At 50.1% G+C, this 16880-nt stretch carries 13 protein-coding genes and 1 pseudogene; 13 read left to right on the top strand and 1 reads right to left on the bottom strand.

Annotation, left to right across the window (positions count from 1 at the left end; genetic code table 11):
* Positions 1-3 precede the first annotated feature (3 nt).
* From MRY16398_RS23340 to MRY16398_RS23280, 13 genes and pseudogenes are all read left to right on the top strand, one after another.
* Complete coding sequence (locus tag MRY16398_RS23340) at positions 4-990, top strand: hypothetical protein (protein WP_107224456.1); 987 nt, start codon at positions 4-6, stop codon at positions 988-990.
* A gap of 29 nt (positions 991-1019) precedes the next feature.
* Entirely contained in the window at positions 1020-1526 is a 507-nt protein-coding gene (locus MRY16398_RS23335; protein WP_125125276.1) for a hypothetical protein, read from the top strand.
* Between the two features lie 342 nt (positions 1527-1868).
* On the top strand, positions 1869-3083 hold the full coding sequence (locus MRY16398_RS23330) for a hypothetical protein (RefSeq protein WP_107224459.1): 1215 nt from the start codon (positions 1869-1871) through the stop codon (positions 3081-3083).
* On the top strand, positions 3083-6454 hold the full coding sequence (locus MRY16398_RS23325; RefSeq protein WP_232034359.1) for an ImcF-related family protein: 3372 nt from the start codon (positions 3083-3085) through the stop codon (positions 6452-6454). Before MRY16398_RS23330 ends, MRY16398_RS23325 begins: the two co-directional genes overlap by 1 nt.
* Positions 6447-8063: a type VI secretion system protein TssA gene (gene tssA / locus MRY16398_RS23320; protein ID WP_125125274.1), complete on the top strand. Its 1617-nt coding sequence runs from the start codon at positions 6447-6449 to the stop codon at positions 8061-8063. Before MRY16398_RS23325 ends, tssA begins: the two co-directional genes overlap by 8 nt.
* 5 nt (positions 8064-8068) lie before the next feature.
* Positions 8069-8398: pseudogene (locus tag MRY16398_RS23315) on the top strand (PAAR domain-containing protein); the annotation flags it as partial.
* Between the two features lie 169 nt (positions 8399-8567).
* Positions 8568-9518: a hypothetical protein gene (locus MRY16398_RS23310; protein ID WP_041852652.1), complete on the top strand. Its 951-nt coding sequence runs from the start codon at positions 8568-8570 to the stop codon at positions 9516-9518.
* A gap of 3 nt (positions 9519-9521) precedes the next feature.
* Positions 9522-10208, top strand: coding sequence for a hypothetical protein (locus MRY16398_RS23305; protein ID WP_125125273.1), 687 nt, complete (start codon positions 9522-9524; stop codon positions 10206-10208).
* A gap of 209 nt (positions 10209-10417) precedes the next feature.
* Positions 10418-12178: a type VI secretion system baseplate subunit TssF gene (gene tssF / locus MRY16398_RS23300; RefSeq protein WP_125125272.1), complete on the top strand. Its 1761-nt coding sequence runs from the start codon at positions 10418-10420 to the stop codon at positions 12176-12178.
* A complete protein-coding gene (tssG, locus tag MRY16398_RS23295) occupies positions 12142-13224 on the top strand; it encodes a type VI secretion system baseplate subunit TssG (protein WP_125125271.1) in 1083 nt (360 codons plus the stop codon). The genes tssF and tssG overlap by 37 nt, the downstream gene beginning before the upstream one ends.
* Positions 13205-13741, top strand: a complete 537-nt coding sequence (gene tssJ, locus MRY16398_RS23290) for a type VI secretion system lipoprotein TssJ (RefSeq protein WP_125125270.1) — start codon at positions 13205-13207, stop codon at positions 13739-13741. The genes tssG and tssJ overlap by 20 nt, the downstream gene beginning before the upstream one ends.
* A 3-nt stretch (positions 13742-13744) precedes the next feature.
* The gene (gene tssE, locus MRY16398_RS23285; protein ID WP_125125269.1) at positions 13745-14170 is read left to right on the top strand and encodes a type VI secretion system baseplate subunit TssE; all 426 of its coding nucleotides are present in this window, start codon (positions 13745-13747) and stop codon (positions 14168-14170) included.
* 3 nt (positions 14171-14173) lie between these two features.
* The gene (locus MRY16398_RS23280) at positions 14174-15268 is read left to right on the top strand and encodes a VasL domain-containing protein (RefSeq protein ID WP_125125268.1); all 1095 of its coding nucleotides are present in this window, start codon (positions 14174-14176) and stop codon (positions 15266-15268) included.
* Between the two features lie 71 nt (positions 15269-15339).
* Here MRY16398_RS23280 and MRY16398_RS23275 read toward each other — a convergent pair whose 3' ends face one another.
* Positions 15340-16812 (bottom strand): NCS1 family nucleobase:cation symporter-1, encoded by a 1473-nt coding sequence (locus tag MRY16398_RS23275; RefSeq protein WP_125125267.1) that lies wholly within the window; start codon positions 16810-16812, stop codon positions 15340-15342.
* Between the last annotated feature and the right edge of the window lie 68 nt (positions 16813-16880).

The following is a 16880-nucleotide window of genomic DNA, read 5'->3' as shown; positions in this document are numbered from 1 at the left end:
TTTATGACTTCAAGAACGCAACGAGCTGTTAATGCTGGACGGACTAATGATATTCAAGGGACTATTGTTCGGGTAATTTCAGCACCACCCTCAATCAGTTGGATAAGTCCGGAGGATAATTCTACTTTCAATATTGGATGTGATGCAACTTTTCCTGAAATAATTTTTGAATTCTATTCTGATATGCCACCACCATACTTGTGGAACTGGGAAATTAAGTGGGAAGCTAAAAGTAGTGGCCTACGAGAGAGGGCTAGACGTGGAAGAGTTATTAGGACTTTTTCTAAGGCTGGGGATTTTTCTTCAACAGAGAAAAGGTGGCAACTGAATGTTGGAGAGGAAATTATAGGAGGGGATTTAACTGTTAGTGTAAATGTTGGCGGGGAGGTAATTCGTAGAACTGTTAAAATTAGAGGGGAAAATCCATCAGCGGAAGATGTCTCATCTTATATTAATAGCATTGAAAACCTTGAAGGATTTGATAAATTGCTTGAGCAGGAAACAAGGAATAAGCATTTTATCAATTTTGATAATGAACCTGTAGTTGCATTTGATGGTGGGTATGGGATAACTCAGATGACTAATCCTATCCCTACATATGAGCAGGTGTGGAATTGGAAGAAAAACATAGATGGAGGCTCTGACCTATATATACAAAAAAGGAAAAATGCTCAAAATTATCTCGGTAAGGATGGAAGAACTTATACAGAAGAGCAATTGCAACATGAAACAATTAGCCGTTGGAATGGTGGCGCCTACCATGAATGGAATGAAAGTGAGCAACAATGGCAAAGGAAGAGTAACATTTTGTGTGATTCTCAAACAGGAAATATAGGATGGGATACTACAAATCCATCAAATCAAGATAGAACAGAAGAAGAATTACATGATCGGGATCATGAGCAGTACAGTATGGGAGGTGCGGGACAGGATGATGAGCATCCGTGGCGATATTCTGGGGTTTGCTATGCGGATCATGTCCTTGATTAACATTGTGTTTTTTTTTACTAAATACTCAAATGGCATATTCAAGAAATGCCCATTCTCTGCAGGTATTATCTGATGTTGATCCTGTACTGAATTTTTTTTCATTAGAAAATAATTTATTTTTGGTTAATACAAGAGATATTTTTTTCTATAAAAAGATCGGCACTGTGAATGGAATACGCTATTTTGTTTTTTTTGAAAAAAAACCGAGTAACGTTGACACACCTGAGGGGTTCTGTGGATCTGGTAATGAAATTTGGCTGAATCTTTATAAAGTAGGTGAAAAAGCTAGTACTTTTATTGACCAGGTTTTGATCAGCAGTTGTAAGGAAAGCTTTTCAATGGATAGTTTGGAATCTGGAGCGGGAAATAGTGAAAGTGATTATAGCTCTTTTTCATGGAATTCATTGGGGTTCAATATTAAATGGTTTTCTAAATATGACCAGAAAGGGATGGTTGTTGATAGTACAAATTATATAATAGAGAGTGAAGGTCTGTCTAAAAAAGATATTCTTCGTCCTATGATTTATGAAAGATAATTATGACTGTTTTAATTATTATAGGGCTGTATTTGGCAAGGGTAATTTTTTATAGTTTTCATTGTCTTTTTTCTTATTGTTTTTTTCTAATGACGAAATTATATAGCTCAGGGTCATGAAAAGGAAAGGGTATTATTTATGATGATGCAAGGAGGTTTGGTGGGAGAGTATGTTTATCAGATTTTTTTTGATTGAAGATAATCATAGTGGTTTTTATATAAGAAGTAGGTGAAATTTACATGGTAATAAGTAGATGTGATTTTTGTTTTAATGGGTGCTGTATGTAGTTGATATATTTTTTGTTTTTTTTAATGATTATTTGAAATAAAAATGGATATTATTATGTCGGTTCGTCTTAATACTATTCCTGATGCAAAGGATTACCCCAAAAAAACTGGTTGTGTTAAATGGATAATGGTTTCTCTGTTGCTGCCACCTACAGTTTTAGTGTCAGTGTTTCTTCCATTTAGAAATGAATTTGCAATAAGTGGTTGGTACTTTTGGGGGGCGGTTTCCGGTATTTTCATTTTTATATGGTCACTCGCCGTATCAGTCTATTGGTTGGTTTTTATAACACAATGTATCCGGGTGGAGGCGTGGAATAAGCGTCGTGAAGAAGTGATTTTACGGGAAACTCAACGGGGGCGACGTGCGTTGCAAATATTAAACCTTTCTTTGCACACGGCAATGAACGGTGATTCTTTAGTTGAAACCACGATGAACTTTTTGACCCGCCAGTCGCGGTTAAGTACTTATTCTGTACTGCGTGGTGAAAATATGGTTCGCCGTAGTGTAATTCCAGTGTTAACGGATCAACCCATAACCAGTCGTTTACCGGAAATTATTTCCCGTCTTTTCAGTGACATCAAACCCCAACTATGTCGATTACCCGATGATTTTCACATCAACGTGTTTTTTGAGATTAATACATCACTATCCGTGCCAATTGTTATAGATATCTGCAAGGACGAGTGGCAAAAAGCCGGATTTTCCAGAACATGTTTATTTTCAAATTCCGCGAGGGGATTAGCTGTCATAGACGACTGGCTTGATAACGACATTCACAAAAAAGCTGTTTTGCTGGTTATTTCCTTACATTTGGAACCAGAGCAACCAGAACTCACCGCTGAGTCTGCCTGCGCTTTGTTGATGGCTAACAGGTTAACCCAACAGGCAATTACACCACTGGCACTGTTGCATCGCCCTGAGCGACTTATTGACACAACCGCCATGGTCGAAGGGATTAAACAGGCGCTTGACTGGATGCCTGTAAAACCTGATGCCCTGTCGGGTACGTGGACTGCGACGTTGAATGCGGAACAGCGGGTTGCCTTGCTGTCACTTAACGAGCCATTTATTCAGGAAGCTTCGCTCTATGAACTTGACGCTTTTCTGGGGCGTTCAGACATGGCTGCACCGTGGTTATCAATTGCAGCTGCCTCACTGGCAGCCATGCATTTACACCAACCCCAGTTGGCGCTTAGTGGCGAACAGGGCGGGGATTCTTTGTGGGCGGCGGTGGTATCACCGCATGCTTTAGCTCAGGAGGCATCATAGTGGTTACGGAATTAAACCGTCTTCGGCCTCGTTCGTTCTCTCGGCCGATAATGTTTTTCACCGTTACGGTAGTCATTGCGTTATGTACGTTAATTTACCGTAAACCTATGCTCGTGGGAGTCGAGTCGGGCAGCCTACAGCAGACATACTGGATGGCGGGTGTGATTGCGGGCGGCCTGATTTTTCTCATCATTATGGGCGCTTACAATTTGTTAAACCGCCACTCGGCTATACAAGATTTTGAAATTCGCAGACAGCTTGCTGCCGGGGATGACTATCGGCCTGTGACGGAGAAAAAAGTAGATAATTGTAATCCGGTATGGGGGGAAATGGCTTCTTTCGTACGCACCCGCTACGGCTTCTTCTGGCGCTATAAAATCCGTCTGCTCCTGATTATCGGTGAGCCCGCCGAAGTGGAATCCATCGCACCGGGTTTAACAGAACAGCACTGGCTTGAAGGCGACGGTATCGTACTGATCCATGGCGGCAGAGCGTTAGCCGAACCGGATGCCGAACTGTTGGCGTCATTGCGAAAGCTGCGCCGCCACCGCCCACTGGATGGGGTTGTCTGGCCGCTGACGGCGAAACAGAGCCAGCAGAGTGCGCAGATGGATAAGGCCTGGCGCGGGCTGACCGACAGCGGAAAACGACTCGGGTTTCAGGCCCCGCTCTATTTATGGCAGATCTGCGACGATGGCGGTTATCAGACCGAACGCACCACACAGGCGGTGGGATGCCTGCTGCCTGAACATTGCACGGCAGAACATCTGGCTTCCATGCTGGAAGCGCAAACCCCACAACTAACAGAGCAGGGGATGCAGCAGTTACTGCGCGATAATCGCCACGATTTCCTGTTGCGCCTGGCTCATTCCCTGCAAAAAGAGGGCGTTGCTCACTGGCAAAACACATTGAAACCTCTGTTGTCGGGCGGAGCGTATTCCCTCTCATTACGTGGCCTGATGTTCAGTCCGAAGCATGTGGCCAGAGCAGATACCGCGCCTCATGCCTGGCTCCCCTCTCCGGTATGGGCGGGTATTACGGATGATAAGGTCCGGGGTCGTAAGGTGGGATTCCCGTGGGCACATGCAATGATGGCAATGCTGGGCATAATGGTGATGGTGTGGGGAACCGGGCTTCTGACGTCTTTTCTGACCAACCGCATGCTGATTCAGGATACCGCCGCGCAGACAGCGCACGCACTGAACACTCGCCTGCCGCTTTCAGAACAACTGATAGCACTGCATACATTACAGAGCGAACTGGAGCGCCTGCAATACCGCGTTCGTCACGGTGCGCCGTGGTATCAGCGTTTCGGACTGGAGCGTAACACGCAATTGCTTGATGTGGCATTTCCCGGTTATGAGCAGGCTGCCAGCCGCCTGGTACGCGACGTCGCTGCTACGTATTTGCAAAACCAGTTGAAAGCGTTTGTTGCCCTGCCTCCTGACAGCCCTCAGCGGACGGCAACAAGTGAGCAGCGATATAAACAGCTTAAAGCGCTGCTGATGATGTCCCGTCCGGAAAAAGCGGATGCGGCCTTTTTCAGCGCCACGCTGATGGCCGATGGTCTGCGCTATCCAGGGGGGGCGGAAGGTCTCTCGCAGAGTATCGTCCCTTCGCTACTTGCCTTCTGGGCCACGAATCTGGCTGAACATCCGCAATGGAAGGCGGCGTTGCAACCGGAACTGACCGCCACCGTGCGAAAAATCCTGCTGCGCCAGATTGGCCTACGCAATGCGGAAAACACGCTCTACCAGAATGTGCTGAAACAGGTTTCCCGAAACTATGCAGATATGACTCTGACGGATATGACCAGCGACACCCAGGCCGATGCGCTTTTTAGTACTGAGCAGATCGTACCGGGGATGTTCACCCGCCAGGCGTGGGAAGGGCAGGTAAAAGAGGCGATAGAGCAAGTTGTGGCGGCCCGACGCGAAGAAATTGACTGGGTGCTCAGTGATCGCGAGAAGGGCGCGTCATCCGATGTATCGCCGGAGACGCTACGCGCCCGACTCACAGAGCGTTACTTCACCGACTTTGCCGGAAGCTGGCTCTCTTTTCTTAACAGCCTTCGCTGGAAAAAGGAAGCCACGCTGTCCGGTGTACTCGATCAACTGACACTCATGGCTGATGCTCACCAGTCGCCGCTCATTGCCCTGATGGATACGCTGGCGTGGCAGGCGGCAACGGGGCGACCGAACCGTGGATTGTCGGATTCATTGACGATATCGGCAAAGGCACTCTTTAACGGCGAAGATCAAGGCCGTCAGGACGAAACGCCTCCCGGCCCGCTGGATAAAACCTTTGCCCCGCTGCTGCGGCTGACGGGGGAACGCGCTGCCGGTAGCGGATACGCGACGCTCAGTCTGCAGACTTATCTGACGCGCGTTAGCCGTGTGCGGCTCAAGCTGCAACAGGTCATCAACGCCCCGGATCCGCAGGAAATGACGCAACAACTGGCGCAGACGGTGTTTCAGGGTAAAACCGTCGATCTTATTGATACCCGCGACTATGGTCGTCTGGTTGCCGCCAGCCTCGGAGAGACATGGAGCGGCTTTGGTCAGGCGCTGTTTGTTCGCCCGGTTGAGCAGGCATGGCGACAGGTGCTGACACCCGCGGCGGAGAGTCTCAATCGGCAGTGGCAGCGTGCCATTGTCAGCCAGTGGGAACAGGATTTCGCGGGGCGCTACCCCTTTAGTGCCACGCAGAATGATGCCTCGTTGCCTTTGCTGGCGCAGTACCTGCGCGACGGTGGCCGCATCCATCAATATCTCGCCACGCACCTTGGTGGCGTGCTGAGACGCGAAGGGCGAGACTGGGTGACCGATGCCACGAACACACAGGGTTTGGTAGTAAATCCGGCGTTTTTGCGTTCCCTGAATCAGCTTGGCGATATCACGGATGCCGCCTTTGCCAGCGGAGATGCCGGAATACATTTTGATCTGCGAGCCAAACCCGCGCGCGATGTGATGAAAACGCAACTGACGGTTGACGGGCAAATACTGGAATATTTCAACCAGAAGGAGCGCTGGCAGCGCTTTACCTGGCCTGGTGAGCAGTGGCACCCCGGTGCGTCGCTGAGTTGGACCAGCACGCAGAACAGCGAGCGTATTTTGGCAGATTACCGGGGAAGCTGGAGCCTCATCCGCTTACTGGAACAAGCGGAAGTTACACAACTGGACAGCAGCAGCTACAAAGTGCTGTGGCGCGCCCCGGACGGCCTCCCGTTGCATTACCTGATGCGCGTTGAGCAGGGAAAAGGGCCGATGGCACTGCTGGCACTGAGAAATTTTCGCCTGCCACAGCAGATCTTCCTGACCGGGAACGTCATGGCAGAGTCGCAAGAACAGGGAGAGCACGAGGATGAGTGAGTTGCTACAGCAGTTAACCCGTAGCTGTTTTAGCGATGGCGATGTCCTGCAGGCTGCGCGCGAGCAGACCGCGTTATGGCAGAAATGGTTATTGCCAGTAAAAGAAGACGCACCCGTTGGCGAAGACCCGGGCTATCACGACGATTTTCTGCTTATGCGCGATGAGATGAACAAGCTGTCGGGCGCAGACACCGCATTGATTTGTACGCTGGCGGAATCCCTCATTCTGACTCAGGCAAAAGATCTGCGTATCGTGACCTATTACATCTGGGCACGGCTACATCGCGACGGCGAGCGTGGCTTAGCTGAGGGGCTGGCGTTGCTGGCCGGGCTGGTTGAACGCTTTGGTACCGCGCTACTACCCTCCCGCCCGTCGAGCCGAAAACTGGTGCTTGAGTGGCTGGCCGGAGACAAAATTCTTGATAGCCTGGCGCGATTTCCGGAAGTGGCAAAGGCGGATTTTTCCAGGATCGTCGCCGCGCTGAATTTGCTATCAGTATCATTTGCAGCATGGACAGAAGACCAACAGCCGCCTTCGCTGATGCCGCTTATTCACGCGTTGGAGTCACGTCTGGCGCAATCGGGCGGGATGAATGCCGTTGTACCTCAAAATAGCGCGGCCCTCTCGCCGCCTGTCGCTTCTTCCCTTATCGACTCGCCGTCGTTGCAGGTTATTCATTCCGGACGCGATTTGCTGGATCAGGCCAAAACGCTGTCCCGTTACCTCAATGAACAGCCCCGCGGCTGGCTGGCGGCACATCGCCTGATGAAAACCCTGCGTTGGGACACCGTTCATGAGCTTCCACCCGATGTCGACGGCAAAACGCGGCTGTCTCCACCGCGCACGGAAGCGCGTAATCAACTTAAACGATTGTATACACAGCAGAACTGGACAGAACTCCTGGAACAAGCCGACCGGATGTTCGGCGAAGGTGTATGTCACTTCTGGCTGGATATTCAGTGGTATCTGCACCAGGCGTTAGGCAAGGCAGGGCCGCCGTGGGACAGGTGGACATCTGTTGTCCGTCAGGATCTGGCGTTGTTGCTCGAACGGTTGGCTGGGCTGGAGCAGCTTGCATGGAGTGACGGTAGCCCGTTTGCGGATGACGTAACGCGAAACTGGATTGCACAGCAGGTTATACCGCGGGATGAAGGGGCATGGCTGGCAGGCGGGGCGGCTCTCTCTGGCGAATCCTCCCATGATGATCTTTTGGCGCTGGAACCCGAAGCGCAGGAGCGTGCCGACAGTGAAGGGGTCGATGCCGCGCTGGGCTGGCTCCAGTCACGTCCGGGGATTGTTACCGCGCGACAGCATCTGCAATTGCGTTTACTCATGGCCCGGATCGCGGAGCAATACGGCAAAACAGAGATGGCGCTGTTGCTGTTAGATGAACTGGACGGGAGTTCGCAGGGGCTGACGCTGGCCCAATGGGAACCCGAGCTGATCTTCGAGATCAAAGCCCGGCAGTTGAAGCTGCTGCGTTTAAGGGCACATCGCTATGCGGATAAAGCGCTGCTGGCGCGAAAAATGGAAACCCTGCTCGGCACGCTGGTGGCGATAGATCCCGCACGTGCTGCCGTATTGTGCGATTCGCAACATAAGGATTGAAGACGATGGGACGAGGCTATTTTCTGGTCAGAGGTGATATAACCACCTGTGGCGGCAGGATCATTGAAGGCGCGGATGACCATACCATTATGGGTATACCTCAGGCACGCGATATGGATAGAGTGACCTGTGGCAGATATCCAGGAATGTTTATTATTGTAGGAGGTGTTCCGCAGACAGATATTCACGGCCGGCTGATGGCAGGAACTCTGGACAGTAAAAGCTCCTGCCCATGTCAGTCGCGATTTATCGCGTCGATGATGAATGATGTTTATGAGGTAGACGGAGGTAATACTGATGCTGGAAACGAACAAGAAAATGAAAGTGAAAATAAATATAAATTTAAAGTTTTATTGATCGATTACGAAAATGAATATCCTATATCTGGTATTGATATTGAAGTAAATGGATATGGCACCAGTCAGACGGATATAAATGGATTTACTTCTTTATTTGACCCTGTTAACTCCCGTGATTTAAAAATTTCGGCAAAAGGATAAAAATATGAAATCAAAAAATCCAAATGAAGTTGATCTAACTCTTGGTGGTAATAATTGTCATTCTTATACAATTGAATTGGATAATGTAAAAAATGAACAGGTTGTAATTCTTTCTGCTGGATGTTTTTGTGATTTTGTTGATGAAAAAAACTACCCGTTTTCTAACGAGGTTTTTGACTGGATAACATCTATTAAAAATTTAATAAATAAATACGCCAGTAAATATGATGTCCCGCCAATTGCTATAGCAGGCTGTTTGGCAAATGAGTACAATACCAGATTTAGTAAAGAATATACGTTATTAAAATCTCTTTTTGATGGCATGCAGGATTCTATTATTCCTATCGATGGATGTGATCCTGTTGAGTGCTTATTACCGAAAGACCCTAATACGGAGCAAAATATAGCAGTTTTTGAATTGTTATCAGGTAGAAAAATAGAAAAGAAAGAAAATACTGTAAACAGAAAGCTTGAGGAAGAATATCAAGTGCTAAAAAAAACAGATCCTAATAATGAACTCAGAAGATCTAACAAACAACGACTTTTTTATGCTGTTGCAGGTGATTATGGTAAGGGGAATATTTCTTTGCGAACAGCATATGACATGTATGATAAATATAATGGTGAATTCGATAAAAAAATGTCAAGACTTGATATTCTTAGATATATTGTTACGGATGAAGGTGCTGTAAAATTTACTACAATTTATCTTTATGATGCAAAAATGAAACTTGCTCAATATGTGCATGGGCATCCTCCAAGACGGTATGAGGCTGTTCTTGTAACATATTTTAAACAAGGTCATTCATATATTAATAGTTACTTAGAAAACATAAGAAAAAGTGGTGAAAATCGTCCTATCGGGCCGGGGGAGGGATGTGGGATATGTAAACAAAGGGAACGTTTTGCCGAAATTTTAGGCGTTCAGATAAAAAAACTTATACTACAGGGGTAGGTTATGCCTGCATTATACAGGTTTTTTTTTCCCATAATTCTATTCCTTTTTGTATGTGAGTTAAGTTCGCAGGTTTATTCTCTTCATGTATCTATCAGAGAAGCCAGACTAAGAGTTTTATTAATAAATCCCGGCTTGATTTCTTTATTGCCACTTTTTTTTCCTTATAATTCTCTGAAAACAAGATTGTACGTATTTGTTTTGTCAATTATTGTTACAGTGCTATTGGGGTTATGGCCTTTATCTTTGGGCAATAAAGAACTGATTTTAGGTGTACAGCTGAGTTTGTTTTTATTTTTCTTATGGGGTTATAACAATAACATAGCAATCAAACGCATTTCCTTGTTATTCGCTTGTATAGTCTGTGGGGGAGCTTTTTTTGGTATTTTTAGGCAGTTATATCTGGAGAGACAATTTCAACAACATAACTATTGTATCGATAATAAACGTAGTGGTTGTGGTATGTCATCAGTCTGTAGCGTTTATATCGATATAAAAGAGTGTGGCAGTAACCAGCCTGTAATATACGATTTATATCATGGTGAAGGTTATGCTTTTATAAAATATGGTTATGAACGTGGGATGCCTTTACTCTATCTGAATGGTGGAGGGAAAAGAATGGTGACATATGCCTTGTGCAAAGATAGGCTTGAACGAGTTTTTGAAAATGAAAATATTTCTTGTGAATAAAAATCAACATTCGTATGGATATTATGTTCGTTATTGGTAGTAGGGCAATGACAATGGAAATTATTCAATTTTGACAATAGTCAAAAAATAATAGTGAGTTAACGAAAGAAATAACGGAATTTGTTATATATGTCGTATTAACTGAAAGTAATAAGGGATTTATAAATTTTATTTATTCTATCTGACAGCTCCTTCGTCAAAGGATTTTCATGGACGATTTAACCCAACGCTACTACGAAGCCGAAATGCGCTACCTGCGCGAAGCCGGTAAAGAATTCGCGCAGGCATATCCTGACCGCGCGGCAATGCTGAACCTCGACAAACCTGGTGCTCGCGATCCGTATGTGGAGCGCCTGTTTGAGGGTTTCGCATTCTTAATGGGGCGGCTGCGTGAAAAACTGGATGACGATTTGCCGGAGCTCACCGAAGGGCTGGTCAGTCTGCTCTGGCCGCACTATCTGCGCACCATTCCCTCACTGTCTATTATTGAGCTGGCAACCGATTTTCGGCTGATGAAGCAGAGCGAAACGCTCAGCCAGTTTCAGGTGTTGTCACGCCCGATTGGTGAGCGAAAAACCCGCTGTCGCTACACCGCCACGCGCGATGTCACGCTCTATCCGCTGGCTTTGCCTGACGTGTCACTGCAGTACGAGCCGGACGGACGTTCTGTCATTCGCCTGCGTTTCGAATGCAGCCCGCTGGTCGGCGACTGGTCGCAAATTGATTTATCACGACTACCGTTGTATCTGAATGCCGACAGCCCGATAGCCTGTGCCTTACACCGGGCGCTAACGCTGGGAACGCAACAGATCTGGCTGCGTTTGCCGGGGCATGAGCGGCGTGTGCTGGAGGGCCATTTTTCTGCGCAGGGATTGGGCGATGATGACAGACTGTGGCCCAAAGGAGAATCCGCATTTAGCGGCTATCAGCTCTTACTTGAATATTTCACTTTCCGTGAAAAATTTATGTTTGTAGCGCTTCATGGGCTGGAAAACATCACCTGGCCGGAAGGAATAAAGGGTTTTGAGCTGGATGTTGTGCTGGTGGAAAGTTGGTCCCACGATTTGCCCTTCAATGCCGACACTATCCGCCTGCATTGTGTTCCGGTTATCAACCTGTTCCCACTAGAGGCTGACCCGCTGCATCTCTCTCCGCTGGAAAACGAATATCTCCTGCGCCCCATGCGTATCCAGGATGGGCATACTGAAATCTATTCTGTTGATCGAATCGTCTCCTCACGCCACACCGGCAATCAGGCGTATGTCCCGTTTTCCAGTTTTCGCCATCGGGGCGGCATGTTGCGTCACGATGCCCCCGAACGCTATTACCACACGCGGGTAAAGCGTGGCCCCTCGGGGCTGCATGATAGCTGGTTGATTTTGGGGGGCGATGGGTTTGACGCGGACAGGCTTATGGAAGATGAAACCTTGTCACTAAGTCTGACGGGTACCAACGGCCAGCTTCCGCGCAAGGCGTTGCAAAGCACGCTTCTGGACACCCCCCTCCATGCGGCGCAAAACAATCTGCGGGTCCGTAATCTCTGCGCGCCGACGCAGCCTTGTTATCCCCCTTCGCGTGACCGTTTCCACTGGCGGGTACTCAGTCATCTTGGCTCAAACTTTCTGTCGATGATGGATAACGCGGAGATCCTGCGCGGCACGCTGGCGCTCTATGACTGGACGGAGAGCGAGATGAATCGCCGTCGTCTTGAGGCGATTGTTGATGTTCAACACCATCTCATTCAGCGTTTCGAAAAAGGCTTTCTGCTGCGCGGAGTGGACATTCAGGTCACCCTCGACAGCAAAGGTTTCGCCGGGGAGGGGGATATCACCCTGTTTGGTGAACTCCTTCATCGCTTCTTCGCGCTCTATGCCGATATCCATCTTTTCACACAACTCACCGTAATATTGCAACCCACAGGGAAGTGCCTGCAATGGACCGAACACCACAGCCAGCGCGTACCGGGCTGATACATCGACTGACGCCGCACATTTCGCGGATTAATTTTTACCGTTTTTGCCAGTATCTGGAACAAGCTGCGCCACACGCCCCGCCGTTAGGCAGTAGCGCGAACCCTGCTGATGATCCCGTGCGCTTTCGCCCTCATCCGGGGATGGGATTCCCTGTCAGCGAACTTAAAGCGGTCGAGCACCATTCGCAGCAGCCTGACGCGCCAGTGACAGTACGCACCACTTTTCTGGGGCTTTACGGCGTCGATTCCCCTCTGCCAACGGCTTACCTGGACGACATCGCACAGGGAAAGGACGGGCATGAAGCGGTAATGGCGTTTCTGGATATCTTCAACCACCGTTTTACCACGCAGTACTACCGCATCTGGCGCAAATACAACTACCCGGCGTCGTTTGAACCGGGGGCAAGGGATGCGATTTCACGTTGCCTGCTGGGGCTCATTGGTTTGGGCATTCCCGGTAGCGAAAACCATATCGCCACGCCCGTTTCGCGTTTTCTGGCACTGTTGAGCGTGATGCGCCTGCCAACGCGTACAGCGGAAGGCGTGACAGCGTTAGTGGCACTGCTTGCGCCAAAGACCCAGGCAACGGTGACACCACACGATCCGCAGTCTGTTGTACTGCAAACGCGGGCCTGCCTGTCCCGAACGTCCCGCATTGACCTGACAACGCGCGCTCTGTTGGGGCGAACCGGCACGGACGTTAACAGTCAACTGTTACTGCAATTCTATACCGAAGAGGCTGACGAAGTGCGCGGATGGCTGCCGGGAGGGCAGTTGCATACCGATCTTCTGGTGCTGCTGCGTGTATATCTTGGCTGGCGTTGCCAGGCGCGGTTACAGCTCACGCTTCCGGTCAGCCTGCTGCCGGCGGCACAGCTAGGGAAACAGCGCGTTCAGATTGGCCTAACCGGCATTTTACGAACCTCAGGTTCCGCGCCAGACACCGGGACTGTAACGGTGAAACTTGGCCGCTATCAGGGACTCATGCCAGGTTCAACACGATGGGACAGGGAGAGAATCACGCATGTTCATTATCCACTGTAAGCGCCGGGCGTTGGCCTGCGCGATGGCGTTGTCAGTTTTCCTGACAGGCTGCGGGCTGGGGCAAAAGGTGATTGAGGGTTCGAAAAGTATGGCGAGCGCTATCTTCTATAAACAGATCCATACCTTGCATCTGGATTTCATCTCGCGTGGCGCGCTCAACACGGACGCGCAAAACACGCCGCTTTCCACCATGGTGCATGTCTGGCAACTCAAATCGCGCACCCGCTTTGATAAAGCAGATTACGACACCTTGCTCATGCAGGAAGAGTCGGCACTCAACGGCGATGTTCTGGCGGAACATTCAGTCTGGATTAAACCCGAGGGGGCGGTTTCGCTGGATGTGCCGCTCGATAAAGAGACGCAGTTTATTGCGATTGCCGGGCAGTTTTATCACCCGGATGAAACGCGTAATAGCTGGCGGTTGATCCTGAAACGGGACGAGTTGGATGCGGATAAACCCCGCACTATCGAGCTTTTGCGCAGCCAGTTAACGCTGCTTCCTGTGCAGGACAATTAATCCATGCCGACGCCTTCTTTATACGAAATGTTGATGTCTGGCTTCAGTGGCGAATTACCGCTGGAACAGGTCGGCGAGCGGGACCAGCTTATCCTTTCCGTGATGGACAACATGCAGCGCATTATCAATTGCCGGGCGGGTACGCTGGCGCACCTGCCGGATTACGGGTTACCGGATCTTAGCGTGATACATCAGGGAATGACGACGGGTATTCACGGGTTAATACACCAGATTGAGGAGACGCTGCGCCGTTATGAACCTCGCTTGAGTCAGCTCCGCGTGGAGCTACTGCCGCAACCGCGTCCCGGACATCTGAATTACCTGATTCATGCCGAACTTCCCGCCAGGGGATGGATCCGTTTTGACGGGGTCTTCTCGCCGGAAGGGCGGATAGTCCTACGTCATCTTAAGCAACAGGAGCGTGCATAACCTATGACGGACCATTCGTTATTTATCAGCCAGTTTCGTGTGGGTGGCGATCCCTGTACCTTTCGCGAAGCGGGCGAATTACAGGCCGAAATGGGTAAACTCACCCATCCGGCGCGCCCGGACGTGGACTGGCGTCGGGTCGAATCGTTGTGTCTGGCGTTGTTCAGACAAAATGGCGTGGAGCTGCAAACACTGGTCTGTTACATCCTGGCCAGAACAAAGCAGCAGGGGCTGGTGGGTATGACCGAAGGGCTGGAGGCGTTACAGACACTGATGACGCGCCACTGGGGCGATTTCTGGCCCGTGCAGGTGCATTCAAGAGTCACTCTGCTCAGTTGGCTGGCGGAAAAGATACAGCAGTCGCTACGGACAATGGAGGTTCAGTATCAAGCGTTGGCGCGGGTCTATCGCTGTGAGCAATACCTGGCTGAACTTGAAAAAGTACTGCGTCAGTGCGAACTCTGGCATCTGACCCGAATGGATATCGTTGCCGGTCAGTTGCGTAATGTCGCGCTGCGACTGGAGCGGCTCACGCCGCAGGAGACAGAAGCAGGCGTAACGCCGATAACCGCAAGCGCCATAGCGCCCTCCGAACCTGAAGAGATTGCGCCACGTGTCGCACCGCCAGCGCGGCAGACAACGGTCACACCATCCCGACGTTCATGGCCGATGTTTTTTGCCGGAATGATGACCGCAGTGTGTTTGAGCGGTGTCGGGGTTGGGGTATGGACATTTCTGAATCAACCTGATTTACGGGAACGAGAGCGCAATGCGCTGCCGGTTTCTGAGCTGTCTCATTACGCGCAGGCACAGAAGCAGTTGCAGCGCCTTTCTCAGCAACTGGATGCCCTTGATGAACGTAAAGGGAAATATTTAACCGCATCGGAACTGAAATCAGCCGTTTTCGCGATTCGCCAATCCCTGCAAACGCCACCGCTGGAAGAACTGCTTCGGCAACTGGATGAACAGACACGATCGGGGGAGGTGGCGCCTGCGTTGATCGTACAAATCGAGACCCGATTTCAACAATTGCTCAACCGCTATGCCCTGTTAAGCAACCCTCGTGCGAACAACGCAGGGGAGGATAAGACCCCGTAGACGTTGCCTGTTTTCTTCTTAATCTTCTGTCAGCAACAGGCCCGGACCACCCCAGTCCGGGCCTGATGCGTTTACTCTTTCGCCGTTGCGCGACGCGGAGCAAACCCTTCGCTAACCCCTTCACGATCGTGGCGTGCAATCCAGCGGTAGCTGCCTGCGCCCAGGAACACACCGATAAACCAGCTAAAGTTCGCCACTTCGTGCAGTGACGGAATAAAGCTGATTACCAGGCACACGGCGACCGATGGCACCAGTGCGGCAACCGCTTTCGGGTTGATGCCGTTTTTGTACCAGTAGCGCCCATTCGGGGAGACGGTAAACAGATCATCGACAAACACTTTCCCGCGTTTAATCAGGTAGAAGTCCGACAGGAGAATACCGAACAGTGGCCCGATAAAGGAGCCCAGCACATCCAGCGTGTAGTGGATCAGTTCCGGTGACTGGAACAGGTTCCACGGCGTCAGCAGCACGGAACCAACGGCGGCGATCATCCCGCCGGTGCGGAAGCTGATCTTCTGCGGCGAGCAGTTTGAGAAATCGAACGCCGGGGAGACGAAGTTAGCCACAATGTTGATCCCAATGGTGGCGATAATCATGGTCAGCAAACCAATTGCCATGGCCAGGCTATTGCCCACGTGGCTGACGGTCTCGATAGGATCAGTGATCATTTTGCCGAACAGCGACTGTGTACCTGACACGATCACCACGGTCACGATGGAGAACAGCAGGAAGTTAAACGGCAGACCCCAGCGGTTGCCGCGACGAATTTCCTGCATGCTTTTGCCGTAGCGAGAGAAGTCGCCAAAGTTCAGCAGTGGGCCGGAGAAGTAAGAAACCACCAGCGCCGTTGCGGTAATCATCTGCCAGGTTTGCTCGCCCGCGGTCAGCTCTTTGCTGGCAAGGGTAAACGAGATACCGCTAAAGCCGGTTTGCGACAGGATCCACACCGCCAGCGCCAGCATCACCACGTAGACAGCCGGGCCTGCGATATCGATAAAGCGTTTAATCGCGCTCATCCCGTGCCAGAACACCAGTGCCTGCAATACCCACATAATGCCGAAGCAGACCCAGCCCAAATGCGACAGACCAAGGAAATGCCCTTCGGTCATCGGGGCCAGAGAAGGCCAGAATTTCAACATCACCAGCATTAACGCGTTAGCGGCCAGATAGGTTTGTATACCGTACCAGGCAAAGGCGATAAGACCACGGATGACGGCCGGAATATTGGCACCGAACACGCCAAATGCCTGGCGACAGATAACCGCATAGGGCACGCCAGCCATTTGGCTTGGTTTGGCAACAAGGTTTGCGCACAACTGCACAATACAGATGCCCAGCAACAGGCACAGTAATACCTGCCAACTGGCAAGGCCGAGCGCAAAGAAGCTGGCCGCGACCACGTATCCGCCCATGCTATGAACGTCGGACATCCAGAAAGAGAAGATGTTGTACCACGTCCAGTTCTGGTCGCGCGTCGGGGCCAAATCGTTGTTAGTGAGTCGTGGGCTGTAACTGTCTTTGTAATTTGGTTCAAGGTTTGGCATGGAATCTGCTCCTCTGAATACAGATTGTGACGTTATGTCTGCCATCCTGTATTGCATGAACCAGGCCA

The sequence above is a fragment of the Phytobacter sp. MRY16-398 genome (assembly GCF_003925915.1).
GTDB lineage: Bacteria > Pseudomonadota > Gammaproteobacteria > Enterobacterales > Enterobacteriaceae > Phytobacter > Phytobacter diazotrophicus.
Note: the sequence above shows the minus strand (reverse complement) of the source record. Positions and strands in the feature narration are given on the sequence as shown.